This window comes from Paenibacillus typhae, from assembly GCF_900099765.1.
Taxonomy (GTDB): Bacteria; Bacillota; Bacilli; order Paenibacillales; family Paenibacillaceae; genus Paenibacillus_AQ; species Paenibacillus_AQ typhae.
The window spans coordinates 26,401-51,287 of sequence record NZ_FNDX01000030.1; the positions used below are offsets into that span (position 1 = coordinate 26,401).

Sequence of the window (24,887 nt, forward strand, 5' to 3'; positions counted from 1 at the left end):
CCTCCTTATTGGTTCAATGATTTCACGGCTTCGTCTGCCGCAATTCGTCCAAAGGTGATAATGTCCGCAAGTGCGTTTCCGCCAAGCCGGTTGCCGCCGTGTACGCCGCCTGTCACTTCTCCGGCAGCGTACAGTCCCTTAATAATTTGGTCATTGGTATCCAGCACTTGAGCTTGAGTATTGATAACTACTCCGCCCATTGTGTGGTGAATTCCCGGTGTTACCTGAATGGCATAATACTTGCCTTTCTCAAAAGACAACACAAGATCCGCCCGCTCGAAATCTGTATCTGTTCCGGAAGCAACAAATCCATTGTACCGTTCCAGTGTATCTGCCAGCGCCGCAGCATCAATACCAATTTGTTGTGCTAGTTCTGCCGGAGTTGAGCCTTCTTTAACTAAATCCATTCCAAAATATTCTTCAGTCGCTTTCAAATTGGCACGCAGCTCATCGTTGAAGATGAGGTACGCTACTTTTCCGGGTTGAGCCAGAATATTTTGAGAGACGACATCACGGGTCAATAATTCATTTGTAAATCGCTTGCCCTCGGTATTGACGAGGATTGCCCCGTCTCCGCGTACTCCTTCTGTTATTAACACGCCATGGCCTGGAATAGTAGTTGGATGAATTTGAATTTCTTTCATATCAACAAGTTTGGCGCCAATTTTTTCAGCCATCGTTGTACCGTCACCTGTCGCACCTGGATGATTGGTTGTGGAGAAGTCTGCAAGTTGTGGCTGGTAACTCTTAATCATCTCCATATTAGCTCCGAATCCGCCAGCAGCCAGGATAACGGAATCGGCATTAATCGTGTACTGCTTATTTTCTTTATCGGTAACCTTCACGCCGGTTACTACACCGTCTTTATTCTTAATGATTTCATTTGCAGTTGTTTGTAATCTTACATCAATGTTGTACTCTTCCAGCTTTTTCTTCAGTGCGACTACAATGAAATTCCCGGCAGCTTCGCCGCCGGCAGGGCGGTGGATCCGATTAACACTTGCGCCTCCAGCGCGTCCCACTTCTGAGAGCTCGGCGCCATTCTCTTTCAGCCATTCTACTGAAGCTGCTGCACCGTTCGTAAGCGTTCTGACCAGATCGGGATTATTCAGGTTTTTGCCTCCCTTCATAGTATCCTCATAATGAAGCTCCGGACTGTCAACGATCCCTGCTGCCGCCTGATAAGGTGTCCCCGCAGCATTTAGTCCGCCTTCTGCCCGGACTGTATTTCCGCCAAGCATAGGCATTTTTTCAATTAAAATAACCTCGGCTCCCTGATTATGTGCTTCAATGGCTGCAGTCATCCCGGCACCGCCACCGCCAATAATAACAATATCCGTAGACTCCCCTTTATCAGAACATCCAGGCAGTACCACAAGACTTGCCAGTAATAATCCTTTGCCTAACAGAAATGCCCACTTTTTTCTATTCATAATTCTCCCCCTAAAATGATTGTGCATTATTTCACAATTATCATAACTTGAATACGAGGCTCATGAAATATTTAGTAACTAAAGAAAGGATTAAATCACTAAAAAAAACATATGGAAAATCTGTTTAATGATTGAACGGCAAGAAAGGCCATCCCTCTTGGGACGGCCCTTCCTGTATATGAACCTCTATTAATTCGCAGTTTCCAGTAATCTGGAAACAATTGTTGCAAACTCTGCTCTGGTAATATCTTTTTCAGGCTTAAAGGTGTTGTCTGCGTAGCCTGTAATAATTTTATTGGATGCGAGTGCGTCAATGGAAGCATAATACCAGGCATTTTTTTGAACATCTGTGAAGGATGCAGTTCCGGTACCTGTCAGTTTAAAAGCTCTGGTTATCAGAGCCGCTAATTCACTACGGCTGATCTTATCATCCGGACGGAAGCTTCCGTCGCTATATCCGTTCATCAAGCCCGATCCGGCAGCTGCACCAATATAAGGATTCGCCCAATGCGTTGAAGATACATCTGTAAAGTTACTTGCTTGTCCTTCAAGTCCCATGTGAGTTGCGATGACCTTAATGGCTTCGGCACGGGTCAACCCTGAATTTGGACGGAAGGTACCATCGGCATAACCCGTTAGTAATCCCTTTGCAATAAGTGTGTCAATGCTTGCTTTTGCCCAATGATTCATGGTATCTGCAAAACTGACAACTTCCGGCTGAGGTGCTGGTGTTTCTACAGGTGTTGTTGCTGGAGGAGTCGTTGTGCCTACTCCATTACCCGGAGCTGGATTGGTTGATCCATTATCTACGCCTGAACCAGGAATAGGAGAGTTTGAAACGTATTGAAGTGCCGGTGCAAAGGTTGTGTGTATTCTGGCTTTACTTTGCTGCTCAAGTGCATAGCCCATCCCGAGAACTTTCGCATCATCCCATGCTCTGCCAACAAGCTGCATAGAGATAGAATATCCGCTGTCATTCGTTCCTACAGGAACTACTACCGTGGGCAATCCGACAGTAGACGTCAATACGCCCGTTCCACGGTCAGAACTTAATTGGGAAGCCGCTGCGTCGTTGTTATATACGTCACTGATAAATCCTGCGTAAACAACAGCATCCACTTTATTATCGTCCATCCACTGTCTGATAACTTCCTTATAGTCTGTTCTATACTTGATATAATCTTGAACAGCCTGTTCAGTCATACGAGTTGGAGTACTGTATGCTCTTTGATTATAAATAAGCACCTTATCTGAAGCGAGTACACTTGCTCCATCAATGTATGGGAAATCTTCATGAAGCTCAATATAGCGTGCCCATCCTTCAGAAGATCCGTTAATTCCTGATGGACGGCTCGGTGCTGAGGGGAGTGCAGACATTTCAACCATTGTTGCACCGGCTGCTTCAAGCTCTGAGAACTTATCCATTACTGCTTGTCCGGTATCATCATCGGCAAAGGTAGAAACAAAGGAGGCAGGAATATATCCGATTTTCTTGCCTTGCAATGCCTCTGAATCCAGAGCTTCCTTCCAGTCAGCCGGACGCTTATTATCAGCATCGGCAGTCACTGTAAAGATATCCTTTGGATCTGTACCTGTTGTAGCATTTAAAATAATGGCCAGGTCCGTTACTGTCTTAGCAATGGGACCTGCATAATCCTGTCCCCAAGTGAGCGGCATTACACCAGTAACACTTGCTATACCATCTGTACCGCGGAAGTTAGTTAAGCTTGCGCCTGTAGATGGCGCATAAAGAGATACCCCAGTTTGTGATCCCATTGCCGCTGCTGCGAAATCAGCTGCGACAGACACTGCTGATCCTCCGCTGGAGCCAAAGGAGGTTTTGGATGGATACAGCGCATTCCAAGTTTGCATCCAACCGCTTTCACTAAAGCTTCCGCTATTGGCAAACTCGGAGGTATTGGTCTTACCAATAATAACAGCTCCAGCTTCTCTTAATTTAGCAACCTGGAATGCATCAGAATCAGGCTGCCAGCCTTCGAGAGCTTTTGTACCGCCTGTGGTTGGCATATCTTTTGTATCATATAAATCTTTAATGGCAATTGGAATCCCTAGCAGATCACCTTTTGCGCCTTGTGCCCGGGCATCGTCAGCAGCTTTTGCCTGGGTTAGCGCCGTTTCAGATACATGAAGGAAGGCATGTAAACCCATTTGACCTTCATCGTAAGCCGTGATTCTATCTAAATATGCTTGAGTAATCTGGACAGAAGTCGTTTTACCATTAATCATATCCTGCTGCATTTCTGCAATGGATTTATTCGTAACATCATAAGGGGATGAAGTTACCAATGCTTTGGCTGCAGGAGCATTTGGAATAACCAGGCTGTCTCCGGTATCAAGTCCCTCTATACCGGATATATCCCAGTTACTGATTGAACGAATTTGTGCGTTGGTTAATCCGGTGACATCCAGCTGACTATTAAGTTCATTTAGCCTGGTAACCAGGTTGTTCAACCCTTCTTCACCGGCTTCTCCAACTTGTACATAATGTACCAGGGATTTCGACTCGCCCGGCCTAATATTTAATGTATTAATGAACCCGTAGAAATTCGCCTCATTTCCAGACTTGGCTAAAGGTGTTGTGAATGGATCCTTTTGCTGATTGCCCAGACCGGTTAATCCGTTATTAAACGGATGTGGGGATCCAACTGCAATACCAAGTGGTTTATTGTTTCTGGCGCTGCTATCTACAACAATCCATGAATCATCTGTAGTTACCTCCAGGTCATTTGAGTAGGTTGCCTTTACTACTGAAGCATTTGCCGTTGTGCCATACCCTAAAGAGCCGCCGAAAGATACATCAACCTTTACAGCTTCCGTATTAAAATTAGTGAATGTATCAAAGAATCTCGTTCTATTATTTTTTGTATCGACATACACGGCTCGAGTAACGGTTACATTTCCCAGGTTTACCGATTGAGTTGAAGTAAAAGTGTTAACGCCATCGAATTTCAAGTCAAACCCGCGCATCATTTGACCGTTCATTAGTGAAGCTGAAGGAGAGGATACTTTAACAAAAATATTACCGAAGCCTTGTACTTGGGTAGTACCAACTGTACGTAAGCTTCCTGTGTCTAAGCTAGGAGCAAAGGCATCATGAATCTCCCATACTGTGCCGCTCTCTGAAGTGACTCTAGTTAAAGCATCCGCTGTTTGAAACGGAAGGACTCCCGAAGCCATAACGGATAACGCAATTGAAGTAGCGATAGTCTGCTTTTTACTCCAATTATTTTTTGCTGGTGAAGATTCAGGTCGAGTGGAGCCAGAATGATTTTTTTTAGTTTTACGCAGACGTTTAAACTTATTCATTTGGGCTATCTCCTTTTCCTCTATGTATATTATTAATTTATGTTAGGAAATATAACATTATAAATCTTTTAAAGTCAATAAATAATATAAAATTTAATATATTTCCGGCTTTTTGGTATAGAAATAGAGGGGGTTTATTATTTATTGTGAATATATGGATTTTATAAGTTAGAATAACTAACATTAATAAATATTCTAAGAGAAGATGTAGACTTTAACCCCAGCCGTGGCAACATCGGGTACACCTGATGCTGCCACGGTTTTGTTGTGGTTTTGATTTCGAAGAACTTTATACAACAAGGAATTTTGGTTGACAGCGCCTTCACCTTCCGTTATACCTGCATATATATCCGAAATTCGACAAGAACGGAGATCTCAACAATGAAGAATACACTAATTTCGGTCATGCTTGTCGATGATGAGCCAATTGCACTTGATAATGTATATGAGATGGTTCCGTGGGCAGAGAACGGTTTTCAGGTCGTTGCCAAAGCAACCAGCGGACGCATGGCGTTGCAATTATTTGAAGAATTTGAGCCGCAAATTGTCATCACTGACATATCCATGTCGCCGATGGACGGATTGGAGCTGGGCCGGTTGGTGATTCAGCGTGCACCCAAAACTCGTCTGATCTTTCTGACATCATATCGGGACTTTGATTATGCCCGTCAGGCGCTGGAAATGCGTGCTGCCCATTATCTGCTTAAACATGAAATAAGCCGCAACCGTTTGCTTGAACAACTTAAACTGCTAAAGACTGAACTGGTAGCCGAAGCGGCAGAAGAGGAAGGCCAAGGACAAGTGTTGCATATCGTACTTAAAGATATGCTGTCAGGCAAACTTACGGATTTTCCCGGCAAAAGGGAATCTCGTCTGCATCGTCTCACTGCGGAATATCAGCAAGGACAATATGCCATGATTTATTTTGAGCTGGATACCATTATCTTTCAGGATGGCACACGAAAGTGCTCACGCTGGCCGGCTGCCGTCAGTAAGCGCATTATCGAAGACATCCGTATCCAATCAGAGGAGGTTGAGGATCTTCATATTCTGGAGATGGATGAGGGAGGTTACGTAGTGTTGGTGAAGTTAACCTCTTCAAGCAGTATATTGCTTCAAATTTATAACTTACGCCAGATTTCATCCATTATGCAGACTAGCATAGAGGTGCATTATCCGTCTACTCTTCCACGGTTCATCATTTCTACAGGAAGCGCGGAATATCAAAACAAAAAATACCTGGCAATGAGACAAGCGTATGATTATTTATTGTTTATGTCTCCGGGAACCATTTTTCTGCTGGATCAGATTCCTGTGGACAGAGGCGATTCCGTCATTGCAAATGAGATCAGACAGTATTTCGTTTCTCCTGACAGAAATCAACTTGATTTACTGAAGCTCAAACTTGAGAACATTGTCTCCCATAAAAGCGTAAGCGATTTGCACGCAGTCATTGATGAGATCAGCAATGAGATCCGCAGGGATGGAAGCGGCGGTCCCGTTGAAGAGCTTGGCAATGATGCCCGGCAGATTATCAATTGTAGTTATCGATTTATGGAAGAACGTCTGGAACGTGAACAGCTGAGACAAAGGTATTCGCGTTGGGTGAACAAAGCAATGGATTATGTTGCAGATAATTATGCCGATCCGGATCTGTCTCTGGAGACTGTTGCAAGCCATCTGCAGATTAGCAGCATTCATCTTCGCTCTACCTTCAAGCGGGAGACAGGTCAATCCCTGCTGGATTATACAACTGAATATCGCATTAAGCTGGCTAAGCAGCTCCTGCAGACCGGCGATTACAAGATCTATGAGGTATCTGAAAAGGTAGGTTATAAAACCAGCCAATATTTTAGCCAAGTATTTAAAAGAAACACCGGTATGCAGCCCAAAGACTTCCTGCAGCAGAAGGGCGGAAGAGTCCAATGAGCAAAATAAAAAACAAAATCCTTGGCAGTGTAATTCTAATCGTCACGCTTTCGGTTACTACCATCAGTGCATTAGCCTATGAGCAGTTCTCCTCGATTCTTGAAGCGCAAGCGCTGCGTGAAGATACTATCCATTTAGAGCAGACAACGAATCAGATGAATCACCTGATAGATGATGTGCAGAAATATGCAGCCAATATGGTGAATGATGAACTGCTACAGAATTTCGCAGAGCAGCTGGAATATAAGTCTACATATGATGAACTTAGTGCATACCGGGATGTGGTTATACAGCTAACCAAATTCAATGTACTGCGAGACTATCTCGAAAGCTCAGCTATCGTTCGCTCTGACGGCAAGGTGTTCTGGTCCTCACTCTATGTGGACCCATATTTTGAACGGCTTCTCCAAGAAGACTGGTACCAGAAGGCAATAAACAGTAATGCCAAAAGCGGATTTACAACTCCACATATCATTCTAGACCCTGACAACAGAAAGATTGTCAGTTTCTTTATCCGATTCGATCCACAATATGGCGGTGTGCTGCTCCTGAATATTGATTATTCGGCATTTGAGAGTCTGTTCCAATACTTGGGCCAGTCTTTCGACCAGGTAGCGTGGATTGGGCCGGAGCATACCTTCCTGTATAAGCAAGGCATTAGCGTTGAACAACCTTCTGATGAAATGCTGACAACTGACGGTCAGGGCATTAGTGTAATCAAGCATGAAAAGGGATATTATATGGCCAGCGCTTTTGAAAAATCACAGTGGTCTGTGTTCACTTTTACCTCCAAGAGCCGATTTCATGAATGGGTTGGGTATATTTTACGCTACTGGGCCATCTTCCTGGCATTGTGTCTTGTACTCTGCTTTCTTTTATTTCTTCCAATAATATCCAATATAATCCGTCCGATTCTGCAGATGACGAAAGCGATGAAGCAGGTATCCATGGGTAACTATAATGTTCAGTTGTCATTCCGCAGCAATGATGAGCTATCGGTGCTGAAGAACGGTTTTGAAAAGATGCTTGCAGATATTCAGCGGCAGATGGATGAGAAGGTGGCTCAGGAACGATGGCAGCGGAAAATGTCAGCAGAATTGCTGTTTGCTCAGATTAATCCTCACTTTATATACAATACACTAAATACGGTAGTTTATCTGGCGCGTAAAAAGAACTTCCCGGCGATCGAAGAAATGACGGAGTCCTTCATCGGGATTTTGCATGACGCGGTAAATATTGGTGACAACGGTCTTTATGTCACTGTGCAGCAAGAGATAGAGATCATTAATCACTTCGTCCGAATCCAAAAATACCGATATGCTGATCGGTTCGAGCTGATATGGAATGTGGAAGAGCAGGCAATAGATAATGCCATTCCAAAAAGTATGATTCAACCCCTGGTGGAAAACTCCATATTCCATGGTTTCGCGGAAAAAGAATCAATTGGACATATTGAGATTATTATCCGAAAGCGCAGCGGCAGGCTGTTAATCTCTGTCAGAGATGACGGATGCGGGATGAGCAAGTCAAAGGCTCAGGCGATTATGGACGGAACATTGCCACCAGTAAGCCGTCCTTCTGGAGGCATGAAACAGATTGGGCTATGGAATATCCGCGAACGAATTGAATATCTGTATGGACAGGAAGGCCGTCTCGTTATCCGTTCAAGCGAGCAGGGAGGAACCAAGGTTACTGTTCTCCTGCCATCTTGGAATATTTCCGCAGAATGAAGGTACTATCATAATTTGTACAAAACCATCAGATCGTCTTGTTGTTGGGGGATGTCATCAAGCTTAATATACAACTATACAGCAGACGGCCTGGAGTTCCCGGGAAACGGAGGCTGAAACAACAGCTGTAAGGGGGAAGAAGAATTGCGACAAATATTCAGTAAAAAATCATCGCTCTTCACACTTGTTTTAACATTATGCTTCATCTTGGTTCTCGCTGGCTGCGGCAATGGTAATAACAGCGGAAATGGTACTTCCGGAGAAGTAAGCGGGAATACAAGCACAAACGATTCTGCAAGCGTTTCCGGTAAATTGACGGTTTGGGGTTGGGACAAAGTCTGGTTTGAGGGTACTGCAGCTAAATTTAATAAAAAGTATCCGAATGTCACACTGAGTTTCGTAGAGGTATCTGCAGGAGATTACTTAAAAAAAATTCAGACCTCCATTGCCTCTGGCTCTGAGCTTCCGGACATTATATGGGGAGAGGCCGCATTCCGTGGCGCATTGTATGAGTTGAATGTACTTCAAAGCTTATCCGAAGAACCATATAAATTTGATACATCCAATCTGCTTGACTTTGAGCTTCCACTGCTTACGAACAGCAAGGGAGAACTTGTCGGTTTGGAACAATCCGGATCGCCGGGTGCGCTGGCCTACAAGCGTGATTTGGCGAAACAATACTTTGGTACTGATGATCCCGATGAATTATCTGCAATGTTCACAGATTGGGATACGTTTATAGCAAAGGGCAAGGAAGTGTATGAGAAAAGCGGCGGTAAGAGCTTCATGCTGGGAAGCCTGATGGATGCATATACGATCTTCTCCAACCAGGGTACAACTGCAATCGTTGACGGTAATAAAGTGAACACAGCTGAAGTATTATGGATATTTACACAACTGCAGTCCGTTCGCGACAACAATACGGAAGGCAAGCTAGCTATGTGGTCGCCAACTTGGAATGCGTCCTACTCCCAGGATAATGTCATCTTTTATCCGGCAGCAAACTGGTCACCTGAATTTGTGATTAAGCCCAACGATAAGTCCAGCACTGGACGCTGGGGACTTATGGTGCCTCCTGAGGGCGGGTTTCCGTACGGAGGCACGACAATCGGCATTTGGAAAGAAAGTAAGAACAAGGATGCAGCTTGGACATATCTCAACTGGCTCTTAGGCACTGACGAAGGAGCAGAAGCCAATTTTGCCACATCCGACTATATCCTGCCTTTGAAATCCTTCTTTAAGGATACTTCCAAACTTTCCTCTGGTGCGGATGAGTTTTTCGGCGGACAGGACCTTGGGAAGTTTTGGGTTGAAAAGGTATTCCCGAATATGAAATCTAAAGCGGTTACTAAATATGACCAGGATATTTATAGCTCTTCGGAGCTGGTGCTGCAAGTCATGGCGCAAGATAATAGCTTTGATGCCAAACAAGCGCTGGAAAAATGGGAAGAGCAGCTGAAGAAGAACCATCCTGAATTAGTTTTCGAATAATTATACTATAAAAAAAGCGGCAGCCCGCTCGAATAGATCAGGCTGCCGTTTTAGCGGACGGGAAGTGAGAGAAGCATGCAGAAAATGCAGGGTATCAGCAGTAAAAATAAATGGCCATACCTGTTTATAGCACCTTATTTCTTATCTTATGCAGTCCTGAGCTTATTTCCAATATTATTTACCCTTTATATCAGTCTGACGGATTGGGATTTATACGGGAACCGGAATTTTATCGGATTGGGCAATTATACACAGTTGTTTCTTCATGATTCCTTCTTCTGGAGATCTTTGCTGAATGTCCTGATCTTTATGGCTGTATATCTGCCGGCTCTTGTTCTTATAGGTATGCTGGTGGCAAGTTTAATTGAAAGCAAGCTGATTCGCCATAAAACCTTTTTTCGGCTTAGTGTATTCAGTGCCTATATGACAACTCCAGTCGCTGTCGGCATTATTTTCTCATTGTTATTCGACTGGCAGGGCGGCTTTCTCAATAATATGCTTATGGAACTTGGCATTATTCAAGAGAAGATAAACTGGCTGGGTTCAGTTTCTACCTCCCGGTGGGTCGTCATTTTGATGGTCTTCTGGAAAAATCTTGGCTATTTTGTGATGTTCTATACCGCAGGGATGGCAAGCATAGATACCTCTGTTTATGAAGCAGCCATGATCGACGGGGCATCCTCCAAAGATGTGTTTACACGAATTACAATACCGCTGTTAAAACCAATCAACCTGTTTTTGGTGATCACTTCAATTATTAGTGGATTGCAGCTGGTGGAAGAGCCTATGTTGTTGTTCAGCGGCTGGTCTTCCGGCTCGAGCATGGTAGGCGGGCCTGATGGCTCAACCTTTACACCGATCTGGTATATGTTTGATGCTTCTTTCAATGGCAGCGCATTTAAGTATGGCAAAGGTGCGGCGATCGCTTATGGCACTTTCCTGTTTATTGCATTGTTTTCGGTAGTTGGCATGAAATGGATCAGCAGAGGCGGTGATGAATCATGAGAGTAAGGAGATTCTTCACCTTAGTGCTGCTATGTGCGGTAGCCGCCGCCTTTCTATTTCCATTTTATATGATGATTGTTATGGGAACTTACTATTCTGAAGATTTGTTCAAACAGCTTCCGATTCTGCCCAGCAATTATCTGCTTGAAAATCTGAAAACGATTATTTCGGCAGATTTCTTGTGGAATTACTGGAACAGTCTCTATGTCGCCGTTCTGTTCACTCTTGTAACGGTTAGTGTTGCCTCCATAACCGGCTTTGCTTTCGCCAAGTATGAGTTCAAAGGGAAAAATGCACTCTACAGTTTTATTCTGCTGACTATGATGATTCCCGGCCATTTGGGACTGATTGCTTACGTTATGGAAATGAAGTGGTTTCATCTTAATAACACTCATGCGCCGCTGATTCTGGCCGGCTTGAACAATGCATTTGGAGTCTTTTTTATGACACAGTTTATCCGATCATCCGTTCCAACGGAAGTAATAGAAAGTGCGCGGATCGATGGTTGCTCGGAGCCGGCCATTCTAGTTAGAATCGTCATTCCATTCCTGATGCCAGCAATCAGCACCTTGGGGCTGATCTCATTTCTGGGCTCCTGGAACGGTTATCTGTTACCTTTAGTAACGATCAATAAACCGCAGTTATACACACTCCCGTTAGGGATTGCAAATTTATCAACGGTGTTCCGTACGGATTATTCTGCCAGTATTCTGGGCCTGACACTGGGTACACTTCCGCTAATCATTCTTTTCCTTTTCGGCTCCAAGACGTTGGTCAGGGGACTCACCGGTGGTGCGGTAAAAGGATAATTTCCCCTCGCGACGAAGACGCCGGGCACGTTCCCCGGCGTCTCCACTTTTTTATCCAAGTCTAAATGCGCTCTCCGTTATCCCTAACCTTGGGCTGCATCCGTGTTCATGCAGTTAATTGCCCACATATGGCCGTCCAGATCCTCGAAGGCCCAGTGATACATGAAGCCGTAATCCTCAGGCTCTTCGTAAGATTTCCCGCCCAGGGAGACTGCGGTATTCACGATTTCATCCACCTTTTCCCGGCTTTCAAAGGCCAGTGCAATCGTCATTTGCGCATACTTTTCCGTATCAACGGTTTCCTTCTGCGTTAGCGACTTTAACATTTCTTTGGTGAGCAGCATGACCTGCAGGTTATCGCCGATTATGATGGCTACCGAGTCTTCATTATCGGGGAATCGCGGATTGGGCTCGAAGCCGAGTCCGGTGAAGAACGCCTTCGATTGCTTTACGTTGTTTACCGGCAGATTGATGCTCGTGAAGGTGGACGTTAATGCCATTTTAAACACCCCTTCATCAAATTGGTTCAAGCCGTTGGAAGTTACCATCTGAACAAAGGAATGAGCTCGCCGCTTTCGCTGCTCCTGTGTGATAGATTAATCCCAGACTCGTACTCTTGGAATCCCTGCCGATCTTAGATAATCCAGCAATTGGCCGGTATGGACCGATTCATGATAGGCGACTCTTAGCAACATGTCACCCAAACTTCTTATATATCCTGAATCAGAACGATCAATTGTAATCCTTGTTAAATCTTCTTCAGAAAATTGCTTAACAGCTTCTAAAAATTGATTTCTAAATGGTTCTGCAAACTTTAATTCCTCATTTACGGTGGAAAAAGGCTGTTTTTCAAAAGGTGAATCAAATGCTGTCAGACTGCCCCGGTTTTGGATAGCCAGATGATAATAATATTCGCTTTCTAGAACATGCCTAATCATCTCCTTACAAGTCATTGCTTCATGATCGGGTTTCCATGCTAGTTTTTCTTGAGGAATAGATGTCCAAACTTTAATACTTCTTCTTCGTACTTCATTGAGATTGAAAAGAATTAAATCTATCGAGTTCACTGATGCAGTCTCCTTTAGCTGTTGTTAACTCATTATATACGAATGAATGTTCGAATAAAAGATAATACTCTTGTGTAAACCTCACATCACAATGAGCGGATATCCTGAGGTATATACGTGCTTTTATCGCTGCTCGGCATATCTCCACCAGGCAAATGTTCCGGCTATTCCGGCTATTCCCGTATACGCAAGAATCATTATACTGCTCAGATTTAAAGAACCGGTGCTTTGAAATACCGACGGGATAGTCCATGGGAAATAGGGGGCAAATCCAAAAGAGGCCAACACACTGGAGAGAATGACGATGATCAGGATGAGTCCCAGCGGCGCGAGGTATCCTTTGGTCACATTGGCCAAAAGCGTACTTGGTGTAGTAACAAAAATGTACAAGAGTGATGTTAAAAGGAACCTCAAGAATATACTCCAAATGAAAGATGCTGCCCCGCCTTCAACTCCCAGGATCGCCCCCGCGGCAAAGCCTACAGCAAACATATAGATGGAAAGTAACAGGCACCATGCCAGAATGACAAGATATTTGAACAGCACAATTTTCGCTCTGGAAACGGGCTTTGCCAGTAAATCTTTAATGGTTCTATCTGAAAACTCGCGTCCAAATACCCATGCCGCAATAAAGGTATATCCTATAAGTCCAAGCGGGGCAAGCGTGTCCAGCAATTCGGTCAAATACTGTTCCCAATGGATACCGCCGGCGTCAACGGATAAAACAATTCCTACTCCCATCATGATGGGGCCGAAGCCTAAAACAAGAAACATGATCCAGAACACATTGGAACGGATAATTTTGCGAATCTCACAATGTAACACAGTTAAAATATTCATTACTTAATCCCCCTGGTGACCCCGATAGTGCGGAGAAAATACCCTTCCAAATCCTCTGTAACCACCCGGAGCGATGTTGGCGGCTGATTGCATTGAACCAGCAGCTCGGCCAGCCGTTCCGGATGATCCGCTGCAGGGGCATCGGTTAGTCTAATATAGCCGTCCAGAGTATCCTCAAAGGCATAGCCATGCTCTTCAAGCACCTTCTTTAAGGCAGGTTTGTTCCGGCCATTCACCACTAAGCTTTTCTGTAAGGATTGCTCCAGCTTATCCATTGCGACTTCTTTGACAAGCTGGCCACCATGCATAATCCCAATGCGTGTGGACACTTTTGAGAGCTCTTCTAAAAGATGGCTGGATATAAAAACAGTTACGCCGAAATTTTCCGCCAGGTTATATATCATATTCCGTATCTCCGCCACACCTGCAGGATCGAGGCCATTGATCGGCTCATCCAATATTAGAATTTCCGGATCGTGAATCATCGCTTTCGCGAGCCCCAGGCGTTGTTTGTTTCCCAAAGAGAGATGCTTGGCTTTCTTCTTTTTGTGCGGATCAAGTCCCAGCTTATAGATAACTTGATGTACGGCATCTTTGTCAGGCAACCCTTGCATGCGCCTTGCGATGTCAAGATTCTCAAATACGGTCAGATCGGGATAAAAAGTAGCTTCCTCCAAATATCCGACTTTGCTCCATAATTTATAGTTTCCGGCATCGACCCTTTCACCTAACATGTAGAGCTTGCCGGAGGTTGGCCTCAGCATCGCCAGGAGCATCTTGATGGTCGTTGTCTTACCGGCGCCATTAAGTCCCAGGAATCCATAGATTTCACCCCGGCTGACCTCCAGCGAAAGATTGTTTAGTACGGTATGGTCGCCAAATTTCTTGTGCACTCCGTCAATTTGTATCGCAGGCGTTCCACCGATTTTTTTCTTTGATAAAGTTCCCATAGCCTTTAACTCCTTCACGTTAATTCCTAAGATTGGCGGGGCGCGGCTGGCCCAAGCCCAATAGAGCAGAGCCAATTCAGCGCTACCTCATGCAGCACATTGATGTTGTCTACCTGACAGTGTTCTAATCCGCCAAGCCGTCTATCTTCTATCGCGTAGAATGTCTTGTTTTTGGAGCCAGCTTGCTCGTAATTCTTCAAGGCTTGTGTTAGCGGATTTGGCTGAACCAATATCTCTTCCGCACCATGCATTACAAGCAGCGGACATTCAATCTGGTGGAGTACGCCCTCAAGATCATAGGCAAAACGCGGATTACCCGCAAAATCCTCCAGGCTTTCTGCCCCCAGAATTCTCATGCCGTGTGCGGCCAGACTTGGCGGCATCCATGAGAGCATAGCCTTCCAGTCGAAGGCATGCGTACCGCCGTCGGAGATGACGGCAGCAATCCGGTGATCGAATGAAGCGAACCGCAGGGAGTCGTAAGCCGCAAAACTCTCCCCGTGCACAATAATCTTGTCAGGATCAACTTCCGGCCGTGTGAGAAGAAAGTCAATGGCCCGGGAATGAAAAGCCTCGCTGTCGGCACGTCTCCCCTTACCCTTTTCGTACATTGAGAGGCCGGTACCAGGCTGGTCATAGACCAAAAAGTTATATCCGCACGAAAGGAAGGCAGGACCCAGCCAGAAATAATTTTCAATGGACCACTCGTCACCACCGTTTAGTGCAAACAGGGTCGGCTTTGGACCTTTGATCCAGGAAGGGGAGAAGAAATATCCATCCAGCTTGACATCCTCGTAATCAATCTCAATCTTTTCCGGGCGGACATCGAAGTACTGTCCGGCAGCTTCGAAGAGCTCATTTACCTTCTTAAAGATACGGATTTTCTCGATGTCATCATCCATCACCGCATACTCTGCGATTCTGTAGTAATTGCAGGCGCGAATGTAGCAGTTCCGTGCGGTATACCAGTTACCGGCTGTTTCGGCCTCCTTGCCGTGTCTTTCCAGTGCCTGAGCGGTTATGAGCCATTCCCTGTGCCATGTATCCTTGTCATCGGGGTTAATTTTTTTGCAGGCCTCGTAGATTTCGGTGACGTCCGTAGCACCAAGGCTTGCCATACCCAAAGCTTTAGTAACCTGGTATGACATCATGTAGTTATTGGGCCAGCGGCTGAACTCGATTGACATTTCCATATCCTCCTTATTAAGTTCCGGTAATTTAATGCTACAATCATTTTTACACCCAAAGATAAAGCTGCTTTAAAAGAAAAATAAAGGTTTATAAAGAGGCTATAAAAAACTATAAAACGAAAAAAAGGCTGCTGTCTGGGTGTGAACACTCAGGCAGCAGCCTTTACCTTTGTTATGAAAGAAAAAGGGCGAAAATTAATCAGCGATGTACGGCCAGCGGAAGGCTGAATCTGATCCCCAAACCGCCATATTCGGAGGCGTAGGCAGCAATTTCACCCCCGTGATGTTCAATAATAGATTTACAGCTTGCAAGACCCAGCCCCAGACCGCCCTTTTGGATTTGCCGGGATTTATTCACAGTGAAAAATTTAAGGAACAGTGAAGAAAGATCCTTATCCGGCACTCCAACTCCATTATCCTCGATTTGAAAGTAAGCATAATGTCCTTGCACGTATCCGGTCATATACACCTTCAGCTCATTTTTCCCTCCATATCTTACGGCATTGCTAAAGAGGTTCCCGAAAACCCGGCGGACCATCGGTTCATTGATCATTATCAATATACTGTCTGTGAATGAATGACGGTAAGCAAGCTCATAGTTAAGTCCTGCCAGCTCGTACTCATATTCAAATGCTATTTCTTTAAACAATTGTGTTGCCTGTACAGGTGCAGCTGCCATGGATTCCAGCTCCAGCTTTTCTTTGGTGAAGCTGGAGAAATCATTGATGAGCTCGACCATATAGGCTGACTTCCGTTGAATCAATTCATAATATTCCTGCTTTTCCGTTTCAGGTAAGTCCTTGTGTGCCGCCAGCATTTCAGTAAAACCGTTAATGGATGTCAGGGGTGTTTTCAAATCGTGGGCAATCGCCGCAATCATATCGGCCTGCTCTCTGTGGGCAAGCTGAAGTCTATGCTCCATTTTATTGAAGTGTTTATATAGTTCTCCGATCTCGTCGTTGCTCCTCAAAGCAAGCGGAGGCATCGGATGTACAATATTCACTTCTTCCAGCCGGAAATTTAGCAGCCGGATGGGCTTCTCTATGCAAAAGTAAATATAGATAATCAGAATAATAAATATAAATAGAGCAATGGCGAATATGGGCAGAAGCAAGGCTATATACTGCGGGTCCAGCAATGAAGTGCTTATAGGCGAATATACTGCAAACACGAACTTCAGGTACAATCCAATGGAAAACATTAGAATGATAAGCATCAGCAGGAATAGAAGGGGGAGCTTTATTTTCAGTTTCATACTATTACTCTCTTTCCGTATATTTATATCCTATGCCCCATATGGTTGTAATAAAATTTGCTTCAGACCCCAGCTTCTTACGGATATTATTAATATGGACCGTTACGGTATTTAACTCTCCGTATTCATCTCCCCAGACATTTTCATAGATCTGCTCACGAGTCAGTACCTGATTGGGGTGACGCATAAGAACAGACAAAATTTGAAATTCCTTTGTAGAAAAGTCTAGCTTCCTGCCATGCAGAAAGGCTTCAAACGTTTTATCATTCAAAAGGAGCGGAGCATCCGCCTTTTCGTTACCGGGATTCAGTTCTTCCCACTCTTTAAACAGCCTGTCCACTTTTCTGAAATGGGCCTTTATCCTGGAGGCAAGCTCTTGAATGCTGAAGGGCTTGGTCATGTAATCATCTGCCCCTATTTCGAGACCGACAATTTTGTCAATGTCTTTATCACGCGCACTTAAAAACAGGATCGGAACACTATAAGCTTGCCGGATGCTTCTGCAGACATCATGTCCATCCATATCTGGCATCATAATATCCAGAACGATGAAATCAATGTGGTTTTGTTCCAATGCAGCCAAGGCTTCTTTTCCGGAGTATGCCGGAATGGTTGCAAATTGCTCGTACCTTAAACTTTTTGTGATGAGTTTTACGATCTCTTTGTCGTCGTCCACAACTAATATCGTTTTTGTCATTGTACACCTCTCAAGCTCCTATACCCGGTAGCCGTCATTCCATAATATTTTTTGAACGCATTACTGAATTGCTCCGGTGTGGCGTACCCCGCTTGGGCTGCAATTCCGCTAACTGAAGTGTCTGTTGTAAGCAGAAGACGTGAAGCGGCGCCCATTCGCGCCTGGAGCTTCTTATCTTTGAAGGGCATGCCGTACTGCTTGTATACCATCCGCTCCGTCTGTCTGGTGCTTAGGCCCAGCTGGTCGGCAAGCTGCTGCAGCGTAATGGAATCGTAATGGTACAGGAAGCTGTTTTCAATCATTAGCAGTCTGCTGTCGTCAAGGGTCTTCAGCGGAAGAGACTGGGTGGACGCATGATTCTTTCGATATTGTCTTATCAGCCGGATCACAATCATCTCAAGAAGGTTAGTTGCCATATGATGAACACCGGCTTGCTCCAGGGATAGCTCCTCCGCAAGCATTTCAAACAATTCCAGCAACTTTCCGCTGTCTAATCCGATCCAGAAGGGAGTGGACCGCAGCAGCTCCGGAAGAGAAGGCTCCTTCACGTAGGTTCGCTTGACTAACGGTGAAACGGAGTTACTTGGCAGAATCTCAAAGAAGATGCAATATTCCGCCATCGGATCCTCCGGATGGGGAATCTGTTCATGAGCGACCTCCGGCCCAGTTACATATATCGTCCCGGGTGTGATCGCATAACGATTCCCTTGCGCGTACAGAGTGCCCTGTCCGGCCGGGATATAATGAAGCTCATAGCTGTTTTGGCTGTGGCTGTGCTCCGGCATGGTTCTGTAAAAATAGCCGAATTTGACATACAACACATTCAGCACAATGCCTTCAAGGTTCAGCTTGATATCCATATTTTCAATGTTGATGCTGGGTAATTTCATGCTCTACCTCCTGTAAAAATGCGACATCTCTCCGGCTCCCTTGTCATCTCTAAGGATAACCAATCTACACCCCCATTGATATAATTATTTTGCATTCAGCCCTAGCCATTCAGGAGGATATCAGATGACAAAAATACCAGGCACAAGACGCATGTATCGGAAAGGAAATTACGCTAAGACGTATACAGAGGTTCCTGCTGTCCATCCCGGCAATGCGTGGCGGGAGGGCATGATCAGCGGAAACGGGGAGAACGGATATATCACCTCCGGCTCGCCGTACTCGGACAGCTTTATTTTTCAGAACATGTGGTTTAATTATCCTTCCAGAGACCCCAGAGTCATTCCGAAGGAATTAACCGCTCAGCTCCCGGATGCCCGGCAGAACGTCTTTAATCAAAACGATAGCTGGAAGATTACGGACGAGACCGGCGGGACGAGGAAAAGAACCTTTTACTATAGCTACCATCCGGGACATCAGCTCAGAGTTAACATACCCGATAAAGGGCATTTTTCCGGTTATGAGAGATGGACGAACTATGAAACGGCCGAGACGGGTGTTCGCTACAGCGATGAGAATGGGGAGTGGGTCCGCACATCTTTTACCTCCCGGGAGGATAATGTTTCGATTACGCAGCTCACTTCATCCTCTGCAGGGGCTAAGCTTCACCTGACCCTCTCCATAGATAACATTACAGCTTTGAGCGGGGCATACGATGGCTTCAATGATTTGCAGTCACTCCAATATAAAAAGCTGGCGGACCCTAATGCGGATTATCTCGCGCAGGTTGTTCATTACCCATCCTATCCGGGAAGCGAGCTGGCCTATGGAGGATACGCAGGCTTGACCCGGGTAGTTGTGGTTAACGGTACTAAGGAAAAAGTACTTCTGGCCGACAGAAGCCTTGAACCGATGAACGTGTCCGGGACAGCAACCCCTGCGGTTCAGATTAAGGATGCAGATGCCGTATATTTAATTACACGCTCCAGAAGGACGCATTCCATGGGGAAAATAGACGATTTCTCCGCAATGACACAATACGATATTGTAGACCGGCTCTTTCAAGACACGAATGCAGTTGTGCAAAAATATTCGGCTCCGGGCGGCGGGTTCAATTATGATGCGGCGCTTGCTGCCCATGCGCAGAAGCATTCAGCAGAGTTTAACGCAGTAAGCTTCAGCATTGAAGGCGACGGGCAGGATAAGGAGGCTGATAACCTGGCTTTGATCCATGCACAGCAATCAGCTCCGCAAAGAGTCAATCCTGCTTTTATGGAGCAGGTGTATAACCAGGGAAGGTATGCCATGATCTGCTGCAGCGGTGCAAGCGCACCACGCTTGTATGGAATGTGGACGGGAGAATGGAATCCTGGCTGGCGCGGGATTTATACGCTGGATGCCAATGTGAATCTGCAGGTTGCCGCCATGAATACGGGCCATTTGACACAAGCGCAGCTTGGATATATTACTTTTTTTCTGAGGAATACTCCCGATTTCGAATATAATGCGCGGATGGCGTATGACATGCATGATGCGCTGCAGGTATCCGTTAACTCTGACGGCGACCGCGGAATGCACGTGGAATATGACAATGATTATCCGTTTGAATACTGGAACGCGGGGGCAAGCTGGTGTCTTTTACCTATCTATGAGTACTGGCAGTGTTACGGCGATCAGCGGATTCCGATTAACGATAACATGCGGTTCGATGAACTGAAACCGGTTCTTGGTGTTCGTGATGGAGGCCTGAATGATGAGGAGTTCGCACAGCTTAAGGATAAAGGCTACCTGGATCTTGCGGAGGATCTTCTGCTCCCCCTGCTGACCAAGCAGGCTAACTTCTGGGAGCAGCTCTGCACGCCGGAGTACTACACGGATGTTAACGGAAACGCTTGCCACCAGCACGGCAAAACCGCGCTGAATCCGGGTGAAAAATATCTGATTATTCCGGCGTATTCTCCCGAGAATCATCCCATCGGCTATAACAGCACGATCACAGCTAATGCCACCATGGATATTTCAGCCGCGCGGGATGGCCTATCCATGGTCATTGCAATGGAGCAGGCAGTGAAGAGAGAGGGCTATGAATACGCAATAGCCAAATGGGAAGCATTGCTTAAGCTGCTGCCGGATTATAAATACGATTCGGACGGTGCCTTACGCGAGTGGGCTATGAATGAGTATACGGAGAATAACAACCACCGGCATTTGAGCCATCTCTATGCAGCATGGCCTGCCTATGAAACGCAGAACAATCCGGGGTTGGCACTAGCTGCCAAGACTGCGGTTGCCAACAGGGACCGGTATAACACCGGGGATGATACTGCAGGACATGGCTGGATGCATAAGGCGCTGGTTCAAGCCAGGCTGAAAAATGGTGACGGAGTGCTCTCCTCACTGCTTCCGATGATGAGGGATGCCGGGTACTACAGCTCCTTGATGACAGATCATGATTCTAACAGAAGGTGTAACTGCTATTGTTCAGATACCTCCTTCGGCACAGTGGCAGCCGTCAATGAAGCCTTATTATTCTCGAATACCGGGGAAATAGAGGTTCTTCCGGCTTTGCCTTCCGATTGGCAAACCGGCTCCATAAATGGGCTTATGGCAAGAACAGGGGCCGAGGTTACGGCATTATCCTGGGATTTGCCCGCAGGAACGGTACTCGTGACATTGAACTCTCTCAGGGAGGATAATACCATCCGCATAAAGATAGGACTTCCATGGACAATGGCTATGGTTAACGGGAGTGAAGCCAAGATAGAGCAGAATGAGCAGGGGAAATATATTCAATTAAGTCTTAGTGCAGGAGTAGAGATTACTGTTGTGTGGCAGCTGGTTGCCGAACATTAGGGTAATACTGGCTTATCAAGCGGTTAAAGATCACTAGGATAAACCAATTCGAATCGGGAACGATCGGAATTGGTTTATTTTTATGCCATCGTATATGTGAAAATGACCGCAAGACCTGCAGAAGCTATAACATTTTACCGGTGCCGTTAAAAGATAAGTATTCAAATCTTAAAGTTTCTGATATAGTTTAAACGTAATTATTACGATTAAACTACAGGTAAGGAGATTTAAAAGATGAAGCATACGAAAATCCTGCTATTAATCTCTATGTTGTTAACAGTTATTCTGCTGGCTGCATGCAGTTCGTCCACTACGAATCAATCGGAACCAGCCTCGATACTTGTGACGGATGAATCGCCGGAAGCGATTTTTGAACCGCAGCAAATGATTGATGCCTCAGGCGAACAGCTTGAATTTCAATCAAAAGTAGAGAAGGTAGCCTGCGTGGTGTCCCTTTGTGTAGATATAGTGGCGGAGCTTGGGATGGAGCCTGCAGCGATCGGGGAGAGTGGTGTGCGTACCATCGCTACGGCAGAAGAATTTTACGGGGAGCATGGGACAACCTTTCCTTCCATTGGCGGGAGCTTCTTCGAGCCTAATCTGGAGGATATTATAACAGTAAAGCCTGATCTGGTCATTGGGTTGCTGGGAGTGCACGATTCCTTGCGTGAGGGGCTTGCAGGTGCGGTGCCTGTGTATCTGGCTCAACCCAAAACGTATACAGATTCGGTTAAGCTTCTGGAGGACATCGGAAAGCTTACTGGACGAACAGAAGAAGCCAAGGCTGCAGCAGAGAAATTCTTACGCAAGCTTGATGAAGCGAAACAGAAAGCACCAAAGGATAAAAAAGCGCTGATTATGTACGGATCAGATGTCAATTTTTCAATAGTAACCGATAGTGGTCTTGGGGGCTCCGTATTAAAGGAAGTAAGTAATTACCCGTTTAAGGTGAATGATCCGTCGGAAGATCCATATGGAGAAGGAAGTATCCAGTATTCACTAGAGAAGCTGCTGGAAGAAAATCCTGATGTGATTTTCGTAGAAAGTTATTCGTACAGCCCTGGTACAAAAGCTTTATCCGAGCAAATGCAAGAGCTGCCCTTATGGAGCAAGCTGAAGGCTGTTCAGGAACAGAATGTGATTGAAGTCCGTTCCCCGATCTGGGGAGACGGCCGTGGAACCCGTTCGCTTGGTATTCTGCTCGATGAAGCGCTGGAAGCCTTGTATCCGGATCTGTTTTAAATAGGAGAAGGTGAATTCGGATGCGAATGGAACCGCAGATCAGCAGGATGGGCAGGAGAAGTTTTCTTTTTCCGGCAGTTATATTGTGTTCACTGCTTGCAGGAGTGGCTATTTTCAATATAAGCTCGGGGTCACCGGAGATCCCGTTGCAGGAGCTGGGCAGCATTATTTTTCAGCGGACAGGCACTGATCTGCAGAATACCGTTGTCTGGGAGATGAGAATTCCCCGTGTGCTGCTCGGTCTGCTTGTCGGGATGATGCTTGGTGCTGCAGGCACGCTTATGCAGGCTGCAATGAACAACAAGCTGGCAGGACCTGAGATGCTGGGTGTCTCATCTGGAGCCTCGCTTGCCATGGCTGCTGTCACCGTGCTGCATTTGCCGGTTGCACTCATTATGCATCCGGTAATCGCCTTATGTGGAGGTCTGCTCGGCGGGTTATGCGTCGTGTTATCGGCACGAGGGAGCCGGGGGGCGGCTGGTATGCTTTTAATCGGCATGTCTGTCTCTGCTATTCTGAATGGATTGCTCATTGTTCTGATCGCACTGGCGACGAGTAATGATGTGAACCTGCTCTACACCTATCTGCTTGGTTCGCTGGCTAACCGCAGCTGGGATCATGTCCTGTCTATGCTTCCCTGGACCCTTATCGCACTCCCGGTTGCTTTTATGTTTGCCCGCACCCTATATTTGCTGCAATTAGGAGATGAGGCAGCCGCAGGGCTGGGGATCAAAGTGCTGCGTGTACGCGTTCTTGTTCTGGGAGTATGTACGGGATTGGTAGCCATAACCGTCGCCCAATGCGGTCCGATCGGGTATATCGCCCTGATCGCACCTCATATCATCCGTACCTTGCTGGGGACAGCGGATTTACGTCAGATACTGCCGTTAGCGGTGTTGGCGGGTGGCGTTTTGTTAGTCACGGCAGATACGGTTGCGCGGCTGTTGTTTTATCCTATGGAGATTCCCGTCGGGGTGTGGACGACACTGCTTGGCGGGGGCGTGTTCCTGCTGCTTTTTTTGAAGCGTGAAGGAGGAGGAGGCAATGATTAAGAAAGGGGGAAAGGAAGGAGTTCAGGGACTGAGGATAAAAGGAACCTGCCTTTGCCTTTTGCTGGGTATCGCTATGATGTTCATCCTGCATATTGGACTTGGTAAAGCTTCACTGACGCCTGAGCAGGTCGTGCAGGCTTTGTTTGACCATGGCAGCGATGAGGACCTTCGTTATATCGTCTGGAATTTAAGATTGCCCCGTGCGTTAATTGCTGTTGCCGCCGGGTTGATGCTGGGTACTGCCGGAGCCATCCTCCAGGTGGTCATGCGCAATCCGCTTGTGGAGCCCGGCCTTGTAGGTGCATCCTCCGGGGCCGTGCTGTCTGCGGTGCTCTGGCTTAGCTTTGCGGCTGATTCTCTGGTCCGCGCTGTACCGCTGACTGTTGTCGCTTTATTTGGCGGACTGGGGGCAGTGTTATTGGTGGTTACACTCAATGCGGGACATGCCGGCAATAGAACAAGGCTTGCGCTAATAGGCCTGATAGTGACAGCTATACTACAGTCGGCAACCTCGCTATTTCTTTTGCAGGGCCAGCAAGGCTTGTCCACCATTTTTTTATGGACATTTGGTTCTCTGAATGGACGGAGCTGGTCCAGCTGGGCCTTGCTCTGGCCATGGACGATCCTCGGCCTGCTGCTGTCCATGATGTATGCGAGAAAAGCGGAGCTGCTGCAATTAGGGGATGCTACCGCCGCCGGATTGGGCCTTAACGTAAACAGGTCCAGGGTAATGCTGCTGATCATTGCCTCAGGGTTAACTGCAGCTACGGTTTCCGTAGTAGGAGCTATTGGCTTTATTGGGCTTATAGGACCACATATCGCTGCTCTGCTTGCAGGACGAAAACCGCCAGTGCTATTTCCGGTCAGCGCTTTGCTGTCAGCCTTATTATTGCTTGCTTCTGATTGGATCGGACAAAGCATCACGCTCAGGCTGCCCTTTCCGGGCATGGAGAACCATCAGACCAGCCTGCCGGTTGGGGCGGTTACTACGCTGCTGGGGGCGCCGTTTTTTCTGTTTTTGCTGCGGAAATCATTGCTGAAAAATAAAGCTTAAACGGCTTGTCTCCGGATGAGCCGTTTTTATTTTGAAGAGTAGAATTATCCGGGATTAGAGACCAGTCTACTATTT

The 24,887-nt window shown here is 46.2% G+C and carries 19 protein-coding genes; 9 read left to right on the forward strand and 10 right to left on the reverse strand.

What is annotated here, in order from left to right; genetic code table 11:
- Positions 1-5: 5 nt before the first annotated feature.
- Positions 6-1,433: a flavocytochrome c gene (locus tag BLR64_RS20580; RefSeq protein WP_208607212.1), complete on the reverse strand. Its 1,428-nt coding sequence runs from the start codon at positions 1,431-1,433 to the stop codon at positions 6-8.
- Between the two features lie 189 nt (positions 1,434-1,622).
- Positions 1,623-4,760 carry an amidase family protein gene (locus BLR64_RS20585; protein WP_244157791.1) on the reverse strand — a complete coding sequence of 1,046 codons (3,138 nt, stop codon included), beginning with the start codon at positions 4,758-4,760 and terminating at the stop codon, positions 1,623-1,625.
- A 381-nt stretch (positions 4,761-5,141) separates the two neighbouring features.
- Between BLR64_RS20585 and BLR64_RS20590 the strand changes: the two genes are divergently transcribed.
- The 5 genes from BLR64_RS20590 to BLR64_RS20610 all read left to right on the forward strand — a co-directional run bounded on the left by BLR64_RS20590 (position 5,142) and on the right by BLR64_RS20610 (position 11,724).
- On the forward strand, positions 5,142-6,689 hold the full coding sequence (locus BLR64_RS20590; RefSeq protein WP_090717013.1) for a response regulator transcription factor: 1,548 nt from the start codon (positions 5,142-5,144) through the stop codon (positions 6,687-6,689).
- Entirely contained in the window at positions 6,686-8,419 is a 1,734-nt protein-coding gene (locus tag BLR64_RS20595) for a cache domain-containing sensor histidine kinase (RefSeq protein WP_090717014.1), read from the forward strand. The genes BLR64_RS20590 and BLR64_RS20595 overlap by 4 nt, the downstream gene beginning before the upstream one ends.
- Positions 8,420-8,563: 144 nt before the next feature.
- Complete coding sequence (locus tag BLR64_RS20600) at positions 8,564-9,910, forward strand: ABC transporter substrate-binding protein (RefSeq protein WP_090717016.1); 1,347 nt, start codon at positions 8,564-8,566, stop codon at positions 9,908-9,910.
- Between the two features lie 75 nt (positions 9,911-9,985).
- Positions 9,986-10,915, forward strand: a complete 930-nt coding sequence (locus tag BLR64_RS20605) for a carbohydrate ABC transporter permease (RefSeq protein WP_244157792.1) — start codon at positions 9,986-9,988, stop codon at positions 10,913-10,915.
- Positions 10,912-11,724: a carbohydrate ABC transporter permease gene (locus BLR64_RS20610; RefSeq protein WP_090717017.1), complete on the forward strand. Its 813-nt coding sequence runs from the start codon at positions 10,912-10,914 to the stop codon at positions 11,722-11,724. The genes BLR64_RS20605 and BLR64_RS20610 overlap by 4 nt, the downstream gene beginning before the upstream one ends.
- Positions 11,725-11,807: 83 nt before the next feature.
- Here the strand turns inward: BLR64_RS20610 and BLR64_RS20615 are convergent, their stop codons facing one another.
- From BLR64_RS20615 to BLR64_RS20650, 8 genes are all read right to left on the reverse strand, one after another.
- Entirely contained in the window at positions 11,808-12,224 is a 417-nt protein-coding gene (locus tag BLR64_RS20615; protein WP_090717057.1) for a VOC family protein, read from the reverse strand.
- A 96-nt stretch (positions 12,225-12,320) separates the two neighbouring features.
- On the reverse strand, positions 12,321-12,791 hold the full coding sequence (locus tag BLR64_RS20620) for a DinB family protein (protein WP_090717019.1): 471 nt from the start codon (positions 12,789-12,791) through the stop codon (positions 12,321-12,323).
- Between the two features lie 123 nt (positions 12,792-12,914).
- Positions 12,915-13,631 (reverse strand): ABC transporter permease, encoded by a 717-nt coding sequence (locus BLR64_RS20625; RefSeq protein ID WP_090717021.1) that lies wholly within the window; start codon positions 13,629-13,631, stop codon positions 12,915-12,917.
- Positions 13,631-14,581 carry an ABC transporter ATP-binding protein gene (locus BLR64_RS20630; protein WP_090717022.1) on the reverse strand — a complete coding sequence of 317 codons (951 nt, stop codon included), beginning with the start codon at positions 14,579-14,581 and terminating at the stop codon, positions 13,631-13,633. Before BLR64_RS20630 ends, BLR64_RS20625 begins: the two co-directional genes overlap by 1 nt.
- Before the next feature lie 26 nt (positions 14,582-14,607).
- Positions 14,608-15,768, reverse strand: a complete 1,161-nt coding sequence (locus BLR64_RS20635) for an alpha/beta hydrolase family protein (protein WP_090717024.1) — start codon at positions 15,766-15,768, stop codon at positions 14,608-14,610.
- A 202-nt stretch (positions 15,769-15,970) separates the two neighbouring features.
- Positions 15,971-17,026, reverse strand: coding sequence for a HAMP domain-containing sensor histidine kinase (locus BLR64_RS20640; protein ID WP_090717025.1), 1,056 nt, complete (start codon positions 17,024-17,026; stop codon positions 15,971-15,973).
- A gap of 4 nt (positions 17,027-17,030) precedes the next feature.
- Positions 17,031-17,723 carry a response regulator transcription factor gene (locus tag BLR64_RS20645; RefSeq protein ID WP_090717027.1) on the reverse strand — a complete coding sequence of 231 codons (693 nt, stop codon included), beginning with the start codon at positions 17,721-17,723 and terminating at the stop codon, positions 17,031-17,033.
- Complete coding sequence (locus tag BLR64_RS20650) at positions 17,720-18,613, reverse strand: AraC family transcriptional regulator (RefSeq protein ID WP_090717028.1); 894 nt, start codon at positions 18,611-18,613, stop codon at positions 17,720-17,722. The genes BLR64_RS20645 and BLR64_RS20650 overlap by 4 nt, the downstream gene beginning before the upstream one ends.
- A 124-nt stretch (positions 18,614-18,737) precedes the next feature.
- Between BLR64_RS20650 and BLR64_RS20655 the strand changes: the two genes are divergently transcribed.
- From BLR64_RS20655 to BLR64_RS20670, 4 genes are all read left to right on the forward strand, one after another.
- Entirely contained in the window at positions 18,738-21,464 is a 2,727-nt protein-coding gene (locus BLR64_RS20655) for a glycosyl hydrolase family 95 catalytic domain-containing protein (protein ID WP_090717030.1), read from the forward strand.
- 234 nt (positions 21,465-21,698) lie between these two features.
- Entirely contained in the window at positions 21,699-22,706 is a 1,008-nt protein-coding gene (locus BLR64_RS20660; protein WP_090717031.1) for an ABC transporter substrate-binding protein, read from the forward strand.
- A gap of 20 nt (positions 22,707-22,726) precedes the next feature.
- The gene (locus BLR64_RS20665; protein WP_244157793.1) at positions 22,727-23,758 is read left to right on the forward strand and encodes a FecCD family ABC transporter permease; all 1,032 of its coding nucleotides are present in this window, start codon (positions 22,727-22,729) and stop codon (positions 23,756-23,758) included.
- The gene (locus BLR64_RS20670; protein WP_090717033.1) at positions 23,751-24,812 is read left to right on the forward strand and encodes a FecCD family ABC transporter permease; all 1,062 of its coding nucleotides are present in this window, start codon (positions 23,751-23,753) and stop codon (positions 24,810-24,812) included. The genes BLR64_RS20665 and BLR64_RS20670 overlap by 8 nt, the downstream gene beginning before the upstream one ends.
- Positions 24,813-24,887: the final 75 nt, after the last annotated feature.

What these genes read in the sequence shown, in the direction of transcription:
- BLR64_RS20580 (WP_208607212.1), bottom strand. Translation starts at nt 1,433, where the DNA reads ATGAATAGAAAAAAGTGGGCATTTCTGTTAGGCAAAGGATTATTACTG.
- BLR64_RS20585 (WP_244157791.1), bottom strand. Translation starts at nt 4,760, where the DNA reads ATGAATAAGTTTAAACGTCTGCGTAAAACTAAAAAAAATCATTCTGGC.
- BLR64_RS20590 (WP_090717013.1), top strand. Translation starts at nt 5,142, where the DNA reads ATGAAGAATACACTAATTTCGGTCATGCTTGTCGATGATGAGCCAATT.
- BLR64_RS20595 (WP_090717014.1), top strand. Translation starts at nt 6,686, where the DNA reads ATGAGCAAAATAAAAAACAAAATCCTTGGCAGTGTAATTCTAATCGTC.
- BLR64_RS20605 (WP_244157792.1), top strand. Translation starts at nt 9,986, where the DNA reads ATGCAGAAAATGCAGGGTATCAGCAGTAAAAATAAATGGCCATACCTG.
- BLR64_RS20610 (WP_090717017.1), top strand. Translation starts at nt 10,912, where the DNA reads ATGAGAGTAAGGAGATTCTTCACCTTAGTGCTGCTATGTGCGGTAGCC.
- BLR64_RS20615 (WP_090717057.1), bottom strand. Translation starts at nt 12,224, where the DNA reads ATGGCATTAACGTCCACCTTCACGAGCATCAATCTGCCGGTAAACAAC.
- BLR64_RS20625 (WP_090717021.1), bottom strand. Translation starts at nt 13,631, where the DNA reads ATGAATATTTTAACTGTGTTACATTGTGAGATTCGCAAAATTATCCGT.
- BLR64_RS20630 (WP_090717022.1), bottom strand. Translation starts at nt 14,581, where the DNA reads ATGGGAACTTTATCAAAGAAAAAAATCGGTGGAACGCCTGCGATACAA.
- BLR64_RS20635 (WP_090717024.1), bottom strand. Translation starts at nt 15,768, where the DNA reads ATGTCAATCGAGTTCAGCCGCTGGCCCAATAACTACATGATGTCATAC.
- BLR64_RS20640 (WP_090717025.1), bottom strand. Translation starts at nt 17,026, where the DNA reads ATGAAACTGAAAATAAAGCTCCCCCTTCTATTCCTGCTGATGCTTATC.
- BLR64_RS20645 (WP_090717027.1), bottom strand. Translation starts at nt 17,723, where the DNA reads ATGACAAAAACGATATTAGTTGTGGACGACGACAAAGAGATCGTAAAA.
- BLR64_RS20650 (WP_090717028.1), bottom strand. Translation starts at nt 18,613, where the DNA reads ATGAAATTACCCAGCATCAACATTGAAAATATGGATATCAAGCTGAAC.
- BLR64_RS20655 (WP_090717030.1), top strand. Translation starts at nt 18,738, where the DNA reads ATGACAAAAATACCAGGCACAAGACGCATGTATCGGAAAGGAAATTAC.
- BLR64_RS20660 (WP_090717031.1), top strand. Translation starts at nt 21,699, where the DNA reads ATGAAGCATACGAAAATCCTGCTATTAATCTCTATGTTGTTAACAGTT.
- BLR64_RS20665 (WP_244157793.1), top strand. Translation starts at nt 22,727, where the DNA reads ATGCGAATGGAACCGCAGATCAGCAGGATGGGCAGGAGAAGTTTTCTT.
- BLR64_RS20670 (WP_090717033.1), top strand. Translation starts at nt 23,751, where the DNA reads ATGATTAAGAAAGGGGGAAAGGAAGGAGTTCAGGGACTGAGGATAAAA.